Consider the following 16,691-nt stretch of genomic DNA (forward strand, 5'->3'; position numbering starts at 1 on the left):
CCTAAATTATCTTGATGATTAAATAACCGTAGCTTTTTGACTCATCGACACGCACAACGAGCGTATTCGTCAGCGAATTCGACAGCACTGCAACGTTATCCGATTTTTCGACGACCTCGAACGAGCGCCCTGCGTAGTCTTGCGGGACTGGAACTCTGTCTACACCGTGCGTGTGCCAATCGACATACAAATAGTCAGCGGCGTTAGTTCGCACTGCGTAATGCGCTGTACGCATGTGCGAGTTAATCAGCAAATTGCGATAGCCGATTGTGCTGTAATACTGACCTGCTGATAGCGTCCGAGTGCCGTTATCTATTGCTGATAGATAGACCTTTGTGCCGTTGTTGCTAATCTGCATCGCTTTTACTGTTGCATTCGTCCTGCGCACACTGAGCGATGTTGAGCCCACCGGTAAATACCCCATCGCAAACCCAAATCGGTCTGACAATTGAATTAGTCGATCGGCGAGAATCCCCGTTGGCTCACAGCGGGCTGGCGTTAGATTAACTCTATCAGTCCATCCAGCAGTGCTAGACGAGCCAATATTTGCAAAGTCGAAATTTAAACCAAATTGTGAAAATGGTAGCGATTTGGGAATGTAATATCTGACAGCACCGTCGTTTGCTGCGCCGCGAACGGCTTGTAAAAACATTATGTCCTGTAGCGGCACGCCGTCTTTGAGCGTCAGAAAATCTGTGTAAATAGTGCAGTGGGCATCTCGATCAAATGCATACGATATTGATACGTGAATTGCAGCGTCACCGTCCGGCGTGATTACGCCACTCGCGCCGTAATTTTCATACCACGCCACAATGCTGGCTTTATCCATGATTTCATACGACTCCGAAAAAACAACGGAGTCGCGATATGAAAAAAATCCGGTTTTATCTGTAACGGTTACGCCGTCAATTTGGCATGATATTTCCCGATTTTTAATCGGCGGATACATTTGCGTAGTCGTTGCAGCCGTGCCGACAATATTTGCTGTAGACACGCCGCCAGATACGCGAGTTAATGTGCCAACTGGCACAGCGGAATTATCAGCACGGCTCGTTAGATATACAGTATTAACAGTGTCGATACCGACCAGCACATACTGCATACTGCCATTAGAATAAATACTTCCGATGTCCGCTGTTGTTTTACCGTGTGCCGCTGCCGTAATTCGAGTCATTGAAAAACCATGGTTTGCGCCGATTGTCGTACCCAACGCACGGTACGGCGCAACATCATCTGTCATCTGCCGAATTTGCACATTATCGATATAGTCGCTGCGGAAATTGAAAACGTTTGGCGTTGTTAATGACTCAGCGGGGAACGGAGTAAATGAGCGACGGACTTTTCTGCCCTCACGAAATACTTCGACGTAGCTTTCTGCTAACCCATCCCCACCGAGACATAAAACAGGGGATACTGCATCAGTGCTGGCGTCTAATAAATCCTGTAGCTGCTGGAAAAATTCAGCGTTTGAACCCTGCCCGTCCCAGCCTAAATATGATTCGATTGTAGATTCTGTTGGCAGTCGAATATCAGTAGCATGATGCACAAAAATGCCGGTGTGATATCTAACTGCCATGGAATCTGGAAAATATGAATTGCTCGCAGTAAACCCTATTGTCAGTCGGCTAATCGGTGCTGTTATTGTATTAAAAAAAGCAAAATAGAACCGAGCTTTTGAATTGATGTGTACATGGCCCCAACTATTAGCGCCGGTAAGAATGCCGCCCTGAGTTATTGTATACCCGGCAGAACTAGTTAAATTGGGAAATGCAGTGCCGTCGCTCGCATAGACAACCGTGCCAACGAGCAGTCGCTCACCCGGCGCGGCATTTGCAACAACTGATATTGTTGCTGCGTTGCTGTCAAATCGTGAGGCTGTATTTCCGCCAGTGGGCGGCGTTACTCTAAAGCCGCCTGCAATGCCAATTTCCGCTAACTCGGGTACGTGCGCAACGGATTCGAAAACCCCAGAGCCGTAATATGTCCATGCTGTTTGCATTTCCATCGCGCCGTTAGTCTCGAAGTTTCTAATGAAACTCGTTGGCAATCCCTCTATTTTTGTTTCGAGCGTATTTATGCGCTCACTGCCACTCAAAACATCTGCTGATATAGTATTCATTCTTTCGGCTCGAATAGAATCTAAAACATCCCACTCAAATGTTTCGAGTAAAATCGGCGCATCAGATAATGCAAATGTAGGTGCGCAGATTAATTTAGTTGCGCTGCCAGTTCCAAACCCGCCAGCGCCGATTGCGAGTGCTGTCACGCCTTTATCGGTAGGTATTCTGCCTGATGACACTACGCGCAAAATATTGTCAGATAATCGCTCAACACTATTGACTAAGCCGTCGCTGATTATATTTGTACCCGTTGTTATATATTGATGATATACGCCGACAACTGGCGTGATTAATTCAGAGTTGTGAAACAAACAACTCATAATAACGTAACGTCCGAGCCAGTTCACTGGGACAGGAACTGTAACGTGCGTTGATGTGCGACCAGGGCTATATACGCCATTTACAACACCCAGCTCGTTCAAATAGCTGTCTGAAATCTCTGTTAGCACTGCGGAATAGCGCGAACTCGGAACAACACCAGCGGCAAACCCTGAGTCGTCATATTGATTTTGTAATCGGATTGGCGCTGTGACAGCACGGAAATAACTGGATGCTGGTAGCGTTTTTCCTGTAGGCTTCATTATTCCTTCTATGTTTTGATATTCATTAACCCATACCAAATTTGTGTCACTTCTAACTGATACCCTTGCGTTCAGTGGTATAGTTCCTGCGTCTGCCGCTTCTTGTGCGGACAGGGCTGAAGTGAATGGAGACTCCCCGGTATACAAACCATCAACGGCTTGACTCAAATAAACTGTGCGATTGGCTAGCTGCATTGCTTGAATATTTACACCACCATCCCTCCCGCCGACAACCCGTTCATTCCTTTCTATCTGGTGAATTTCACTTTCCCATTGTGATGTTTCTATAATTTTACCCATGTCACTCTCCAGAGAAATGATGGTTTCCGTCAAAATGTGTTAATCCGTCGTAATAGATACTGCCGTTTGGTTCGTAATCTTTGGGGTATATCGTTATCATTTCGCCATCAAAAAAAGCTGAGCCTATCCATATATTTCCAGTCACGTTCGTTGACATTGTAAGCTGTGCTATATGGCGGCTCGCTGGCTTGGTGCCTTCAATTGAGTGTTCTAGATCGTTAATGCCTTCTGCGGTAATACCAACTTCATTAACATCAATGGTGAGTTGAAATGTTCCGGCGGGATCGCCAAGTTGCCACCATTCGCTAAGCAACATGGTATAGCCTGCGTTTTCAATGACTCTGCGCACTGCGGCCACGGTTCCCTTGCGTTGGTGTACAAAAAAAGCACCCCTCACAACGGCGCGCTTGGTTTCTTCTGGCCAGGATTCATCCCAGCGATCAACGGAACGCGCCCATGCCAGATACGGCAGCAACCTTACCGGGCAGGTGTCCGGGTTCCAGAGGTCACGCAGAGGAACCGGAATATCATCAATCCCAGAGCAGGCTTGTGCGACGTTGCGCTCAAGGGGTGAGGCAGAGATCGGAAGTAGGCTATTCATCGGTGCCACCTACGACGACCTGATAGTCCGCGCAGTAGGCGGCCTGTGTCCGATCGAGTACGACATCTTCCAGAGGTGCGGCCAGCTCCACGCGCTGCACGCCCTCGGCATGCAATGCGGCATAGATGGCTGAGCGACGAATATCGCGCCCCAAGCGCCGCTGCTGGTTGATGTACTCTACCAGGCGCGTCTTGGCGTTCTCCAAGACTGGCACGGCTTCCGGGCCGGGGAGGAGATACAGCACCGCATCAATCTGGTAATTCACGATGTTGGCAGATTGGATCAACAACCGATCAGCAACCGGGCGTATCTTTTCGCTGTTCAGCGCCTTATCGACGATGGTGAGTAACTCATCGGATGCCGTACCGTCACCCTCACGCGATAACACGGTGATCGTGACGTTGGCTGGGGATGGGCTGATTGCGCTGGCATCGGCTATGCGTCCATCGGCGCTTACGGTGTGAAACTCATACGCGCCGGTAGGCCCGGCAACAGACATGCCCTCAAATGCAGCAGGGATGCGCAGACGAAAATCACTGTCTGACTCCATGACGGCGGGCACGGGCGGAATCGCCGTATCATCGGCAGGGGTGATCACCAGTCGTTCAACATTGTTGTTGGCACCGAGATGATCCAGATCGCTGAGCTGAGAAAACGCCACCATGCCCGCCAGTGCGGCCTGGTTGACGCGCTGGCGCAACAGTAATTCCCGGTATGCGTTTTCCTGCAAAAGCTTGACCAGTGGCTCTGATTCAAGCTGTAACGTCCGCTCGATAGCTTGCCGCTCTGCGCCTTCTGGGTACAGTTCGATCAGACGGTTTTTGTTCTGCTCAAACAGCAATTCAAAACTGAGTTCCTCGATCACTATAGGTGCAGGCAGGCGGGACAAATCGATCACACTCATTGGCCAGCCTCCAGGGGGATTTCAAGGTTAAAGGGTTGGTTATTGCTGCTGACTCGACCTACCAGTCTGGTGGTAAGACGTGAGTCGCTATCGCTCAGAGTGATGGATGAGAGTGCGATCCGTGGCTCCCACGTCAAGACTGCGCTGTAAATGGCCGACATGACTTTAAGCTGTGTGGCCGGGTTTTGCGGGTTGTCCAGCAGGGAGAAGATCAGCGATCCGTAAGTCCTGCGCTGAAGGCGCGAACCGATAGGGGTGCAGATAATATCTGCCACAGATTGCTGAATGTGAGCCATGTCTGACATGGCGCGGCCTGTGCGGCCATTCATACCGAGATACGTGGTCATACTGGCCCCCCGCTGGTGTCGCCACCTGATTTGACGCCACCGTGTTGATGGGTATGAACCACGACGCCGTTAGAAGTTATGGCACCACCGCCTTGGGTGACACTGCCGTTAATCACTACGTCAGCGTTGAGGATCACACGGGTAGCATCAATGTGCAGTGTGCCGCTGGCGTCGATATGTAAATCAGTCACGCCGGTGAAGGCGCCGGTACTGCTGGCAGGGTCATAGCTGACCCGTGCGCCGTCGGGGTAATGGGTGATGTTTGCGGCGTCGCTGTCGCTGGGTGCGGGTGCTGCTTCGCCGTACAGGCCCAGCAGTGCAACGGCGGTAGTAAGTTCGCCGTTTGCGGCCAGGACGATCACTTGTTCACCGAGAGTCGGTGGCCACCAGGTTACTGCGCTGCCCGCGCGCAGTGTCAGCCAGGGGATCCAGGTGGTTACCAGGTTGCCAGTGGCAACGCGCACGCGCGGCGGTTTCATCTGGATACTGTCAACGGTGCCAAAGCGGATAACGTTAGCCAGGCGGCGCAGGAGTTCGGCGTTGTCGTTCATGGGTTACCGGCGGTTGCGGAAAGTATGCCGGTATTGTTGCCCCCTCGCGCGCGGGCAGGCAACGCGTGGGGATTGTAGGGGGATTGTTACAAGCGATCACCACCGCTTGCCGACAATGAAATCCAACACTGCATCAAACATGAGATCTCTATCTTCATTGGTGACGCCAAGCAATTCACGCAATGGGTAACGTGTGCGCACGCTGGGGTTGACCTGATCTTCAAGACCATATTGATGTACAGTGGCTATCCGTGCGGCCACGCCATCAAAACCGACGGCGGCAGAGTCTCCGGCGGCGTTGGCGCGCAGAAATGAGGCGGTACGCAGGCGACGGAACATGGGTTGAGGTTTTTTAACACGCCTGGTGGTGGTTGCTGTCTCAACGGAGATATAGCGCTCAATGCGATCATAGAGGAAAGTGCGTATTGCGCTGCGCTTGTTATCCCATCCCGTTATCCGCTTGTGTTCGCGCTTCCAGTTCTTGAGGTCGCGTAACTCACCAAAGTAAATAAAACGCAGGCGCTGCTGCGTGACTTCGGTGCGTGGACTACGCGCCTGATATGTTGTGCCGTCAGCGTTCTGCTGCTTGGCAATGCGCTGTTGCTGTCCTTTGCGGAGTACCTGCGCCAACTTTTTAACCATCATGCGGCGGCGCGCCGGTTCAACGTTGCGCAGCATGTCTTGCAGTTCTTTTTCGAGCTGCGCCAGCTCGTTGGTGTCGTTCATGATTTACCACCGACCTGCTGACTGACCCAGGTGTTGAGCATCTCACCAGTGCTTTCCAGTGTCCATTCACTGACATCGGCATAAGGATCGTGCGGTGGCTCGGTGCGGTGCGTAACGACGAGCTCACCGTCTTTTTTGGTGACAATGGCGGCCTCGGTTAGTTGCAGGGTGATCAGCAAATCGACGGTGCCGTTATTCAGAATCTCAACCTTGAATTTAACCCCTGTTTCGCGCAAGTCTGGGTTGAAGTGGAGATCGGGTTGATGTTCGCGTATCCACAATTGAACCGGTAGTACCACGGTATCCACATTGTGGGGGTAGTCCATCACCAGCACGTTAGTCTGATAGCGGTATTCGTGCGACAGGGATTTTTGCCCGGTGGAAACAATCGCTCCCTCGTTAACCCAGATAGCCAGTGAGTCGGGGTTGGTGCGCAGATAGGTATTGGCGGCGCTGATGGCTTCGCGCAACAAGTGGGGTTTTAGCACGATGTTCTCCTCTGCCTTCAGCACAGCGATTTTTGTCTGTATCCGCCGGTATGGCCAAGACAGTTATTTTTGATTGTGATCGATGGCTGCTGGTTGGCGGGCCTTTTCAGCGGCCCGGATCGCAGCCAGGCGGTTGTTTGCCTGTTCAATGGCATCAAGCAACATCGGCAGCCATTCAACCGCCTGCGCATAAGTTAATCGGCTGGCGGCAGCGGTACGATTATCGGCGTGGTCAGGTTCGCTGGTAGCGGTTGGCATGGCGATAGCACGTAATCGGTGCGTGAAGCCGAGCAACCGGTCACTGACATCAGCAGGCAGATACTGCATAGCGCAAGGCTCTTTCTTAATGATGGTGCGTATTTCGGTGCGCGCCGTGGCGTTTTTGGCGCTGGCTTGGTGGTTGTCATGCTCGGTAGCCTCGGAAATGGCATTGAAAATGCGTGATGTGGCGGCCTGGTTGCTGATGATGGCGCGTGATTTTTCAAGTTCGCTGTTCAGTTGCTTGATATCATCGGTCTTTTGCGTAGCCACGCCGTGATAGTAAAACGCCAGCCCGCTGGTAATAACGGCGACAACGGCGATCCCGATAGTGGTTTTTATGCTGCTCATCATCGGTTCTCGCTGTATTTCTTGAAGGCTGCGGCCATTTTTTTATCGTACTGATTTGCCGCGTAACCGGGCCCGTTGTAGCGGCGGGCAAATTCAGGCCAGTCAAGCGCACGCAGCGCTTTTAACAGGCCATTATCAGCAAGAATAAAGCGCACAAAGGCATCAAGATGCGCGGCATCACCGCGATACATCGCGTTGATAAAATCCTGCAAACTGGGGTATCCCAATCGCCGCCAGTGGTAGCCCATCAACTGAAAGGCACCCCAACTGCAAGATTGCAAGGCGCTGGCGCGGTGTATTTTTGCGGCGCGCTCAAGCCGTTCGTGTTCAGCCACGCCGCCGTTGTATCCGCCAGGTTGCTTATTTACCAGATCGCCTGGCCAACCGTCGGTTTTAATGCCTGCGGTGCTGAGTTGGCGTAAAAAGACGTGGCGCTCAAACAAGATTTTAGGCCGCCCATCCGGTAGCAGACCGCTACCTGCGCTCTCCACTTCAGCCACTGTGCGGATGGCAGCAACCGGAACACCCAGGCGACTGGCGGCGTTCTGGTAATTAATCACGCTGAGATTTTTCACTGCCACCCCCTCTGCCAATGCCTTTTACCATCCGCACCACGTTGCCTTTGCTGGATAGCGCCATGATGCAAACAACAATGTTGATGACCAATTCGGCGGGATCGGTTGTCCCTTCGTATGAACCCATCAGTGTGCGGATAACCACCGAACCTGCTGCTACGATCAAAGCATAGGCCAGCAACCCCCCCCACCACACATAGCCTGCGCCATTGCGGCGGAACAGAAAGAGCCTGATGGCGATCACGGCACATACGACGGCATTAATCAGCGTTTCAGGGTCACTGGTCATTACTGTTGTCATTGTTGCCCCCTTTCTTACCAAGGAAACTGGCGCTGCCGCTGTTGATCATCATCAGAATACGCACAACACACCCGGCGGCGATCAGTGCTCCGGTGGCGTCTGCTCCTCGGTCATAGCTGAGAGGGAGAAGATCTACAACCAGTGCGGCAGCGGGTTTATACATGGTTAAACCCGCTGCAAAGCTGCCGGCAGCAAGAATAAACCGTGACTTAACGCCGTATTCTGACGCGGAAACCACAAAGAGAATGGCCCCGGCAAACGCGCCGAGAACAACATCGGCGGGCAGGCCAGCAAAGAAGGACAAGAAGGCGACGCCTGTAATTGTGCCGGTTGCCGCCGTTGTTGCTGTTAACGGCTCTGCCATTGCAGCCCCCTTGTGCAGAAGTTTTTCATGGTATTCAGTCCCAAAGCTGGATCATTTGTGTGTCCGTTGCCTGTTCAACCTGATTTGGCAGTTCAACCGGGGTTCCTGTTGGCAATATCGCGCCCAACTCGGCCAGGTGCGGGTTTGTGGCTAACACCGCCTCAAGTGCGCCTGCCAGTGCGCCGTAATAGCGGTAACAAATGGCGTCCAGCGTATCGCCTTGTTCGGCCATGACTTGCATTAGACCAGCTCCGCAATGCCGCGCTGATTCCCTTGAATGTCCTGGATCGCCCAGCGAGCATCGCGCCACAGATCGGTAATGGTGGTACTGAGTTTATCGGCGAGATTGTCACCGTCGCCGGTGGTGTCCACATCCCGCCTGCGCTCAACCATGTTGGCTTTGGCGTGGCAGTACACCGCACGGCGGTAGCGTTGGAGTAGCACCGATTCGTTATTGATCGTCTCTTCGTCGCTAACAGGGACGTCTTTTAACGTGTTGAATCCTGCGGCCTGTTGCTTTACCCGCCACGCGGTCAGTTCGTTATTGACGTTGGTCATGGCCTCGATAACGGCATGGTGCAGGCGTTCGGTGGTGACCTGGCCGTCAAGGCGCATCACCTTGCGCAAATCGCCGAGAGAGATATCCGGCCAGAAAGCGGCGTTAGTGATGACGGTATCTTCATCGCTCGGCGTTTCGCTTGCCTGGCGTGCCGGTTCTGTCGCTAAAAAGCTCATTTCGTCACCTCAAATAAGGCGGGCGGTGGACGCCACAAACAGATAACTCTCTTTGTGGACGTGCCGCCCTGACGTGCGGGGCACGATCCGTTAGGCGTCAGGCTTTCTTGCCTGATGCGGCTGTCTTTTTACCTGCGGCGGGTTTCTTTGGCTTTGGTGACTTGGCCGGTGTCGGCGTGGGCTGCTGCTCACCGCCTTTTACGGCGCTTTCCGATGGTGCGGTTGTGCCGTTCTCTCCCGCCTGATTGGTGCCGTCGTCACCTCCTTCACTACCCGGTGCCGCCTTGCTGATGGCGCGGATCAGGTTTTGGACGTCTTTCACCACGCCGATATTGGCGTTGATGGCCATGGCGTGCTGTAGCCAGCTCAGTGCTGCGGCCAGATCTGGGGTTTCGGTCTTGTCTCGCAACGTCAGACCAATGGCTTTGTAGAGTTTGGAACGTGCGCCATCCGGCATATCAATGCCGTCGGTTAATTGCTCAACGCGCAGCAGAATATCCAGGCTGACGGGTGCGCTTGTGGTGTCGCCAATCTTGAAATGGCTGAGTGCCGCGTCGGCGATTTCATCGACAATCAAGCAGGCTGCACCGCGCTCGTAGTGGTCTGGCAGTGGAATATGGTGGCGGATCACATACTCGGCCAATGGCAGGGCGGTGCCGTAGTTGCCCGCGTCGATATGCCAAATCATGCAGGTAGTGACAATCTCGTCAGCCTGGCCGCTGTCAGCTTGTAATACCCCTTCCAGCCAGCCGTCATACGCGGGCAGGAGCTTTTTCTTAAGCTCAATTTTTGCCTGTACCGACTCGATTTTTTTCAGTTGGCGTTTGTCGTTTTCCAGGCGGAAAAGCTGTTGCTCATACGCGGTTTCTGCCTGGCGCGAATAGGTTTCCGTATCGCCACGGCGCTGCGCCATGACGCTTTCAAAATGTTTACGTGCTGGTGATGACATGATGTGCCCCGTTAGTGTTGTGATTGGCGGTGCTTAGCACCGCCCGACCCCGGCGCTACACCGTAGCGGGGGTGATGCCTTCAATCAGGCAGCCGCAACCGTAATCCTCAACGACATAGGCGTCATTGCTGGACTCGTAGGTCGCAATGCGATCCCACTCCGGTTCGTCGCGGATCATTCTGCGGTGTGTATCTTCCTGCCAGTAGATCGAGAGGTTGTCGAAGCGGGTGATCAGCATGGCGTTCGGTGGGAAGTACGGCACCCGGTAAGTGGGCATTGCGCCAATCTGCTGCTGTGACAGTAATACCTGCCCCGCCAGTGCTTCTGAATTCGGGTTAGTTTTACTGAGGGTGTTCAGGATCGGGAAATACTTGTCGGATAACAGGTTGCGGCCACAAATCACGATCAAGCCGGTATCGTCCTGAAACCACGGCTCGATCAAACTGTTAACGGCGTCATACGCCAGCGAGTCAAGATTACCGTAATCACCTTTGGCGATAATGACGTTATCCTCATCGCGTGATGTGACAGTAATTTCTGCCAATACTCGCTGTGGTGAATACAGGCGGTATTTTTGCAACCAGCCGATATTCACATCTTGCAGAAGCGGGTTTTGCGCCTTGTTTGACTTGGCGGCGCGGCTTACCCCGTTCAGGCCGATCATGATGCGATCCAGCCCTCGGCGCTTGATAATCTGATTAGTCACACGGGCCTGGAAGTCTTTGAACTTTGCAAAGGCATCAAGACGGGCATAGCGAATGAATGTATCGCTGTTGGTTTGCTCACAGCGGTATTTTCCGCTATCCAGATTATCAACACTGGCAGGCTGACGGCGTTCGACGGTGGTGTCGGTGGTGCTGGCAATCGGGGCATCGATACCCAGGCCCAGCTTTTCGCCTTCCTGCTCTGATACGGATGAAATATTGATGCGGGTCAGAAATTCGCTGCTTTCCTGAATGCGGTTTTCCAGGGTCTGAGTGATGGACGGATCAACGGAAAATTTTGCCGTAACCGAACTTACCGGGATATGGTTTAGTTCGGCCTGTCGGCTCAGATACTGATCAAACTTGACGCGTGTTTCGTTTCTCATGGTTTTTTCCTGTCAACAATGGCTAATGGGCGCCGCTTAGCAGTCGGCCAGCTCTGACTGATCGCCCTCGGTATTACTGCCGGTTGCGGGCTGGCGTTTTTTCCCTGGCTCGGGTTGACTGCTCAGAGATTCGGTTAACGTGCTGAGGTCGGCAGTCAGCTTGGCAACGGACTGTTTCAACGCCGCATTTTCGGTTTCAATTGCTGATAGCTTGGTCTGCCCATCTAACAATTCTTTTTGACTGAGCGCGATTTGCTCAACGGCCTGCTGGATCTGGCCGATATCACCGGCGGTTTTTTGCTGGTTGCCGGTCAAAATCCCTTTAATCCGGTTAAAAAATTGCATGCCGGTATCTGCGGGTGGCGCCTCGGTTTCTTCCAGCTCAATGCTGAATCCCATGGCTTCATCAACCGCAGCGATCAGGCACTCAGGTGAGTGTTTACGGCTAGCAAGTGGGTTGATTGCTGCCCTGGAGCAAAACTCCAGCATTTCGGTGCCGAGGCTGGCTGGGGTATCGGTCAGCGCCAACCCCATCAGATAAGCGCCACCGGTCTGCGGAAATTGCGGATGAAACTGGATTGAGGGGTAAACTTTCTGGCGTTTTTTGTTTAGGGCGACCAGATCGTCGGTAGCGTCAATCTGTCCGTATAGCGCCAGCTTGCCTTTAAGTGGGCCATCAGCAAGGGTTTCGGTTTTCAGTGGAGCCTGGACGTCACCGTAGGCACGAAAGACGCTTTCAGGTGAGTAAGCCTTGATATGCTCCAGATCAACACGGGCGCCGTACAGTGCAGGGTTATAACTGGATGCAATATCCAATAGGTCGCGCTTGGTAATGGCGCGCCCGTCAGTGGTATCGCCCTCAACAGCGAGGCAAAACATTTTGGTTTTCTTACCCATCTGGTAGCCCTCCGGGCGTGATAATGTGAAATGACAATCAGTCAGGGCTTTATCATTACCCTTGAATCTATCCCCCTCAATTCCTTGCGGTTGTAGGGCTCCCGGTACAATTCAACGCAATACCTCCCTGTCACCCGCGCGCGATAGTCTGAGCGCATGAAAACAAACGTCACCGATCCCCGCAGACAGGCACAAACCCTGTATTGGTCTGGGTATTCAATTCCCTACATCGCAGAACTGACCGGTGTTAAGCCGCCGACGCTGTACTCATGGCGCCGACGCGATACCTGGGATGACGTTGCACCGCTCGACCGTGCCCGGATCACCACTGAAGCGCGTTATCAGATGCTGATTTGCAAAGAGGTCAAGAGCGGGCGGGATTTCAAAGAGATTGATCTGCTGGGGCGGCAGTTGGCTCGCTTTGAACGGCGGGTGCAGGATGAGAGACAGGCCGAGAAGAAAAAGGCACCCAAAAACCACTTTACGGATGAGCAGATTACCGAGCTGCGCACTCGGTTTTTCAACAGCCTGTATGAGCATCAGCGCCGCTGGTACAAGTACGGTAACAAGCGTAATCGCAATATCCTGAAATCGCGCCAGATTGGTGCTACCTGGTACTTTGCCCGCGAGGCGTTGATCGATGCACTGGAAACCGGCAGGAACCAAATATTCCTGTCAGCCAGCCGAGCGCAGGCACACCAGTTCCGGCGCTTTATCATTGCGTTTGCACGTGAGATTGGTGTCGAGCTAAAGGGCGATCCGATGGTGCTGTCGAACGGTGCGACGCTGTATTTCCTCGGCACGTCGGCGGCGACGGCGCAGTCCTACAGCGGCAACCTGATTTTCGATGAATACTTCTGGACGAGTAACTTTATCGAGCTGCGCAAGGTGGCTGCCGCGATGGCGACACATTCACAGTGGCGCCGCACCTACTTCTCCACGGCCTCAACCGAAGAACATGAGGCATACGGATTCTGGACAGGGGCAACGCTGCAAGCCTCGAAAAAGAAAGCCGATCGCACCGAGATCGACGTCAGTCACAAGGCTCTGAAGAATGGCAAGGTCTGTGCGGATGGCCAGTGGCGCCAGATCGTGACTATCCGCGATGCGATAGATAGCGGTTTTAACCTGGTTAACCTTGAGGAGATCATTCAGGAGAACAGCACTGAGGATTTCGACAATCTCTACATGTGTGAGTTTGTTTCCAGCGATCAGCGGCCTTTTGGTTACGACGAGCTGATCCGTTGCGGTGTTGACGCCTGGGATCCCGGCAACCCTGCGGCATGGAAGGATTGGAAACCTTACGCGGCGCGGCCTTTTGGGGATCGTGGTGTCTGGTTGGGTTATGACCCCAACGGCGACGGCGAAGGCGGCGACAGCGCGGGGCTGGCCGTTCTTGCCCCGCCCATGGTGCCGGGGGGTAAATTCCGTGTACTGGAAGCCTTGCAACTGCGCGGCATGCCGTTTGAAAAGCAGGCTGATGAGATCCGCAAGATGACCAGGCGCTACAACGTCCAATTTATCGGTATTGATGGCACCGGCATCGGTAAAGCGGTGTATCAGATCGTGAAAGGGTTCTACCCGGCTGCGGTCATGTTTGAGTATTCGCCATCGGTGAAGGCGGCCCTGGTACTCAAGGCGCAAATGGTTATCCGGCGCGGGCGGTTTGAATATGATGCTGGCCTGCACGTTGTTGCCCGATCATTTCGCACTATCCGCAAAAAAGTCACGCCTGGCGGCATGGTGACTTACGCGTCAGACAGGACGAAGGGAGCCAGTCACGGCGACGTGGCGTGGGCCATCATGCACGCACTACATAACGAGCCTATCGGCACCGAGTCCGGCGGCACCGGCAACAGCTTTGTAACGGAGTTTTAAACGTGAGCCGAAACCGTAACAGGAATAAACCGCGCGGCACGCAAAACCATGCCCGTGAAGTAACCCTTGATCCATTTACGGAAGCGGCGACCGCCGCGCCGCAGCCGGTGGGTGATATCCAGTCATTCACCTTTGGCGACCCTAGCCCGGTACTGAGTCAGCGTGACCTACTGGATTGCATGGAGTGCGCGAATAACGGGATTTGGTATGAGACACCGATCAGCTTTTACGGCCTGGCGCGCACGCTGCGCGCGGCTGTCCATCATGAGTCGGCCATCATGTTCAAACGTAACGTGATCATGAGCTGCTTTCAGCCTCACCCGATGCTGAAACGCCAGACGGCTGAAGCGTTTATCCTGGATCAACTGGTGTTCGGCAATAGCTATCTTGAGTTGGTCAATAACCGCCTTGGCCGCCCGCTGGAGCTGCGGCACGTCCCGGCCAAGTACACGCGCCGAGGGGTAGATCTGGATCAGTATTTCCTGGTGACCTACTCGAAACCCGATCACGCGTTCACCCCAGGTTCGGTGTTTCATCTGCTTGAACCTGATATCAACCAGGAGATTTACGGCCTGCCGTCTTACATGGCCGCGATACAGTCGGCACTGCTCAATGAGGATGCTACGCTGTTTCGCCGCAAGTATTACATCAACGGAAGCCATGCCGGGGTGATCGTCTATCTGTCTGATGCCATCCAGAATCAGAGTGACGTTGACGCCCTCAAGCGCACGCTGACGGATGCGCGCGGCAAGGGGGCGTTTAAAAACGTGTTTGTCTATGCCGCAGGTGGCAAGAAAGACGGCCTGCAAATCATGCCGTTCAGCGAGATCACGGCGAAAGATGAATTCAGCGGTATCAAGAATGTGACGCGTGATGATCTGCTGGCTGCGCACCGAGTACCGCCGGTGCTGATGGGGATCATGCCAAACACCAACGGCGGTTTTGGTGACGTTGAGAAGGCCGCTAAGGTGTTCGCCATCAACGAATTGGCACCGCTGATGTCACGCTTGAAAGGACTCAATGAATGGATCGGGGTTGATGTGTTCCGCTTCGATCCGTATGCCCTGATCGAAGCGGCGGGCGGAATGCCCCCACGCACCTAAAGTCATTCAATATTTTTCCTCATCACTTTGCCCGCAAACCACGCGGGCTCTGGTTTTTCTCTGTTTTCCCCCACCCCCAACCTAAGCGCCTGAGCGCCTCATGATGAGGCGTTTCCGAACCTCAACCCGCGTCTTTGCTCGTCAGAATGCCGCCTCACCCTGGCCCGCACAGATGCCTATTTGGCGCGCCAGCGCCGACCCCTCTTAGCACCCAAAGCGCGCGCTCAGCTCCCCTCCACGCCCGCACATGAAAAATGTCGATTTTTATGCACTGTTGCAGACCACCCGAAGCCGCGCCAGTTCTGGCCCCGGATGGCCTGATTACGGTCAAAAAAATTGTGCAATCCTATGCAGATTTATGCGGTGATTTTTTGGTGTATTGGTTTTTTGAAATTGGCATAAAAAAGCCCCGTAGTTCGGGGCGTATGGTGGGAGTTTTCTTTTGCTATTCGTTTTGGTCTTCGGTCTTCTTTTCTGTTTTTTTGTCGGGAATTGGCTCTGAGAACTCGTCAAAATGCTTATAAGTTTCGGCATCAAACAATGAAATTGCCTCAATTTGATCCATAGGAAATACGTGGCGAAAATGCTGTAAATTTAGCGGCTTAGACTCAAGATCTATACCTCTTGAAAGATATAGATCAGAATACCTATGCTGCTCCACAAATCGCAATGTGTTTTTATCACGATATCCGCTAATGAAGGGGATAATTTCCAAATGCCTAGTATTGTGGAGCTCTATTCGTGGTGCAACAACATACCCTACATAAACCTTTCGCGACTTAAGGGTAACAAAAATCAACATCTTTTCGTCAATGGCTTGAACAAGGAGAGACTCTATTGAGTCACTTGCTGCCATGATGCGATAGGCGCTCTGCCTTTCGTCTTCATCCTCCATCTTTTTCTTTTCTGCATCCCCTTGGGCATAAGCAATCAGACATGACAGGCAGAGAGAAGCAACAGCTAATAAAGGAAGCTCCATGACTTTTTCATTCATAAACCACGACCCAAAGCCCCAATCGTATGGTTCCTTTGAGAAAAGATTAACGATGTTGCAGATAACAGAGCCTAAAATCCAGACGGTAAAACTGAGCGCTACTGCTAATAAAAAACCTAGTACGATAAAACGGCAGCCGTGCATTGCTACATAGAAGTAGGATGTCCAGCCGTTAGTTCTTGCGTGATGAATTCTGGAAGGGTAGTGATTCTCGGTGTACCAAAAGCCGCACACGAGAATCACTGTAATGATAAGCGGGCCCATTAATGCAAATCCTTATGCTTTTGGGGTGTTTGAGCGCTGTAATTGTCTCATTTTATCAACAATATCAGCTTGTACCCCTGAGTTATGTGTATTAAGTGTTGCATTTCCGTTCGCATCTACGTTAATCGGATACTTATCTGATTGCCCTAGATTGGTATCTGCGTGGTTTTCAATGACCCCAATATATCCGTCAAGCGCTCTCCTTATAATCGTTGCGACTTTGCTCATGTTCAGTACCTCCTGGTTGCTGCATGGTTCTCTAAGTATGTATATGTACCACAGAGTTCTTTAAACTGTAGACAAACAATGAGTGA

20 protein-coding genes are annotated in these 16,691 nt (G+C 52.8%); 2 read left to right on the forward strand and 18 right to left on the reverse strand.

What is annotated here, in order from left to right; translation table 11 throughout:
- Position 1: 1 nt before the first annotated feature.
- From Z042_RS14110 to Z042_RS14185, 16 genes are all read right to left on the reverse strand, one after another.
- Complete coding sequence (locus Z042_RS14110; protein ID WP_024911040.1) at positions 2–3,001, reverse strand: hypothetical protein; 3,000 nt, start codon at positions 2,999–3,001, stop codon at positions 2–4.
- A gap of 1 nt (position 3,002) precedes the next feature.
- A complete protein-coding gene (locus tag Z042_RS14115) occupies positions 3,003–3,602 on the reverse strand; it encodes a phage tail protein I (protein WP_024911039.1) in 600 nt (199 codons plus the stop codon).
- Positions 3,595–4,506, reverse strand: a complete 912-nt coding sequence (locus Z042_RS14120; RefSeq protein ID WP_024911038.1) for a baseplate assembly protein — start codon at positions 4,504–4,506, stop codon at positions 3,595–3,597. The genes Z042_RS14115 and Z042_RS14120 overlap by 8 nt, the downstream gene beginning before the upstream one ends.
- Positions 4,503–4,853 carry a GPW/gp25 family protein gene (locus Z042_RS14125; protein ID WP_024911037.1) on the reverse strand — a complete coding sequence of 117 codons (351 nt, stop codon included), beginning with the start codon at positions 4,851–4,853 and terminating at the stop codon, positions 4,503–4,505. Before Z042_RS14125 ends, Z042_RS14120 begins: the two co-directional genes overlap by 4 nt.
- Positions 4,850–5,404 carry a phage baseplate assembly protein V gene (locus Z042_RS14130; protein ID WP_024911036.1) on the reverse strand — a complete coding sequence of 185 codons (555 nt, stop codon included), beginning with the start codon at positions 5,402–5,404 and terminating at the stop codon, positions 4,850–4,852. The genes Z042_RS14125 and Z042_RS14130 overlap by 4 nt, the downstream gene beginning before the upstream one ends.
- A 96-nt stretch (positions 5,405–5,500) precedes the next feature.
- Positions 5,501–6,130: a phage virion morphogenesis protein gene (locus tag Z042_RS14135; protein ID WP_024911035.1), complete on the reverse strand. Its 630-nt coding sequence runs from the start codon at positions 6,128–6,130 to the stop codon at positions 5,501–5,503.
- Positions 6,127–6,618: a phage tail protein gene (locus tag Z042_RS14140; RefSeq protein ID WP_024911034.1), complete on the reverse strand. Its 492-nt coding sequence runs from the start codon at positions 6,616–6,618 to the stop codon at positions 6,127–6,129. The genes Z042_RS14135 and Z042_RS14140 overlap by 4 nt, the downstream gene beginning before the upstream one ends.
- 63 nt (positions 6,619–6,681) lie before the next feature.
- Positions 6,682–7,230 carry a DUF2570 domain-containing protein gene (locus Z042_RS24585; RefSeq protein ID WP_024911033.1) on the reverse strand — a complete coding sequence of 183 codons (549 nt, stop codon included), beginning with the start codon at positions 7,228–7,230 and terminating at the stop codon, positions 6,682–6,684.
- Positions 7,227–7,802 (reverse strand): N-acetylmuramidase family protein, encoded by a 576-nt coding sequence (locus Z042_RS14150; RefSeq protein ID WP_037405874.1) that lies wholly within the window; start codon positions 7,800–7,802, stop codon positions 7,227–7,229. The genes Z042_RS24585 and Z042_RS14150 overlap by 4 nt, the downstream gene beginning before the upstream one ends.
- Positions 7,780–8,103 (reverse strand): phage holin family protein, encoded by a 324-nt coding sequence (locus Z042_RS14155; protein WP_236849190.1) that lies wholly within the window; start codon positions 8,101–8,103, stop codon positions 7,780–7,782. Before Z042_RS14155 ends, Z042_RS14150 begins: the two co-directional genes overlap by 23 nt.
- Positions 8,081–8,467 carry a phage holin family protein gene (locus tag Z042_RS14160; protein ID WP_024911032.1) on the reverse strand — a complete coding sequence of 129 codons (387 nt, stop codon included), beginning with the start codon at positions 8,465–8,467 and terminating at the stop codon, positions 8,081–8,083. Before Z042_RS14160 ends, Z042_RS14155 begins: the two co-directional genes overlap by 23 nt.
- 34 nt (positions 8,468–8,501) lie before the next feature.
- Complete coding sequence (locus Z042_RS14165; RefSeq protein ID WP_024911031.1) at positions 8,502–8,708, reverse strand: tail protein X; 207 nt, start codon at positions 8,706–8,708, stop codon at positions 8,502–8,504.
- A complete protein-coding gene (locus Z042_RS14170) occupies positions 8,708–9,202 on the reverse strand; it encodes a head completion/stabilization protein (RefSeq protein ID WP_024911030.1) in 495 nt (164 codons plus the stop codon). Before Z042_RS14170 ends, Z042_RS14165 begins: the two co-directional genes overlap by 1 nt.
- Positions 9,203–9,299: 97 nt before the next feature.
- A complete protein-coding gene (gene gpM, locus Z042_RS14175) occupies positions 9,300–10,151 on the reverse strand; it encodes a phage terminase small subunit (RefSeq protein ID WP_024911029.1) in 852 nt (283 codons plus the stop codon).
- Between the two features lie 55 nt (positions 10,152–10,206).
- The gene (locus Z042_RS14180) at positions 10,207–11,241 is read right to left on the reverse strand and encodes a phage major capsid protein, P2 family (RefSeq protein WP_024911028.1); all 1,035 of its coding nucleotides are present in this window, start codon (positions 11,239–11,241) and stop codon (positions 10,207–10,209) included.
- A 36-nt stretch (positions 11,242–11,277) separates the two neighbouring features.
- The gene (locus Z042_RS14185; protein ID WP_024911027.1) at positions 11,278–12,138 is read right to left on the reverse strand and encodes a GPO family capsid scaffolding protein; all 861 of its coding nucleotides are present in this window, start codon (positions 12,136–12,138) and stop codon (positions 11,278–11,280) included.
- A gap of 156 nt (positions 12,139–12,294) precedes the next feature.
- Here Z042_RS14185 and Z042_RS14190 point away from each other — a divergent pair, with 156 nt between their 5' ends.
- The gene (locus tag Z042_RS14190) at positions 12,295–14,016 is read left to right on the forward strand and encodes a terminase large subunit domain-containing protein (RefSeq protein ID WP_024911026.1); all 1,722 of its coding nucleotides are present in this window, start codon (positions 12,295–12,297) and stop codon (positions 14,014–14,016) included.
- Between the two features lie 2 nt (positions 14,017–14,018).
- Positions 14,019–15,119 carry a phage portal protein gene (locus tag Z042_RS14195; protein WP_024911025.1) on the forward strand — a complete coding sequence of 367 codons (1,101 nt, stop codon included), beginning with the start codon at positions 14,019–14,021 and terminating at the stop codon, positions 15,117–15,119.
- A 445-nt stretch (positions 15,120–15,564) separates the two neighbouring features.
- Here the strand turns inward: Z042_RS14195 and Z042_RS14200 are convergent, their stop codons facing one another.
- Both Z042_RS14200 and Z042_RS14205 read right to left on the reverse strand, forming a co-directional pair.
- Positions 15,565–16,377: a hypothetical protein gene (locus tag Z042_RS14200; protein WP_024911024.1), complete on the reverse strand. Its 813-nt coding sequence runs from the start codon at positions 16,375–16,377 to the stop codon at positions 15,565–15,567.
- Positions 16,378–16,389: 12 nt separating this feature from the next.
- Positions 16,390–16,605 carry a hypothetical protein gene (locus Z042_RS14205; protein WP_024911023.1) on the reverse strand — a complete coding sequence of 72 codons (216 nt, stop codon included), beginning with the start codon at positions 16,603–16,605 and terminating at the stop codon, positions 16,390–16,392.
- Positions 16,606–16,691: the final 86 nt, after the last annotated feature.

It is taken from the genome of Chania multitudinisentens RB-25, from assembly GCF_000520015.2.
Classification (GTDB): Bacteria; Pseudomonadota; Gammaproteobacteria; order Enterobacterales; family Enterobacteriaceae; genus Chania; species Chania multitudinisentens.

What these genes read in the sequence shown, in the direction of transcription:
- Z042_RS14110 (WP_024911040.1), bottom strand. Translation starts at nt 3,001, where the DNA reads ATGGGTAAAATTATAGAAACATCACAATGGGAAAGTGAAATTCACCAG.
- Z042_RS14115 (WP_024911039.1), bottom strand. Translation starts at nt 3,602, where the DNA reads ATGAATAGCCTACTTCCGATCTCTGCCTCACCCCTTGAGCGCAACGTC.
- Z042_RS14120 (WP_024911038.1), bottom strand. Translation starts at nt 4,506, where the DNA reads ATGAGTGTGATCGATTTGTCCCGCCTGCCTGCACCTATAGTGATCGAG.
- Z042_RS14125 (WP_024911037.1), bottom strand. Translation starts at nt 4,853, where the DNA reads ATGACCACGTATCTCGGTATGAATGGCCGCACAGGCCGCGCCATGTCA.
- Z042_RS14130 (WP_024911036.1), bottom strand. Translation starts at nt 5,404, where the DNA reads ATGAACGACAACGCCGAACTCCTGCGCCGCCTGGCTAACGTTATCCGC.
- Z042_RS14135 (WP_024911035.1), bottom strand. Translation starts at nt 6,130, where the DNA reads ATGAACGACACCAACGAGCTGGCGCAGCTCGAAAAAGAACTGCAAGAC.
- Z042_RS24585 (WP_024911033.1), bottom strand. Translation starts at nt 7,230, where the DNA reads ATGATGAGCAGCATAAAAACCACTATCGGGATCGCCGTTGTCGCCGTT.
- Z042_RS14155 (WP_236849190.1), bottom strand. Translation starts at nt 8,103, where the DNA reads ATGACAACAGTAATGACCAGTGACCCTGAAACGCTGATTAATGCCGTC.
- Z042_RS14160 (WP_024911032.1), bottom strand. Translation starts at nt 8,467, where the DNA reads ATGGCAGAGCCGTTAACAGCAACAACGGCGGCAACCGGCACAATTACA.
- Z042_RS14165 (WP_024911031.1), bottom strand. Translation starts at nt 8,708, where the DNA reads ATGCAAGTCATGGCCGAACAAGGCGATACGCTGGACGCCATTTGTTAC.
- Z042_RS14170 (WP_024911030.1), bottom strand. Translation starts at nt 9,202, where the DNA reads ATGAGCTTTTTAGCGACAGAACCGGCACGCCAGGCAAGCGAAACGCCG.
- gpM (WP_024911029.1), bottom strand. Translation starts at nt 10,151, where the DNA reads ATGTCATCACCAGCACGTAAACATTTTGAAAGCGTCATGGCGCAGCGC.
- Z042_RS14180 (WP_024911028.1), bottom strand. Translation starts at nt 11,241, where the DNA reads ATGAGAAACGAAACACGCGTCAAGTTTGATCAGTATCTGAGCCGACAG.
- Z042_RS14185 (WP_024911027.1), bottom strand. Translation starts at nt 12,138, where the DNA reads ATGGGTAAGAAAACCAAAATGTTTTGCCTCGCTGTTGAGGGCGATACC.
- Z042_RS14190 (WP_024911026.1), top strand. Translation starts at nt 12,295, where the DNA reads ATGAAAACAAACGTCACCGATCCCCGCAGACAGGCACAAACCCTGTAT.
- Z042_RS14200 (WP_024911024.1), bottom strand. Translation starts at nt 16,377, where the DNA reads ATGGGCCCGCTTATCATTACAGTGATTCTCGTGTGCGGCTTTTGGTAC.
- Z042_RS14205 (WP_024911023.1), bottom strand. Translation starts at nt 16,605, where the DNA reads ATGAGCAAAGTCGCAACGATTATAAGGAGAGCGCTTGACGGATATATT.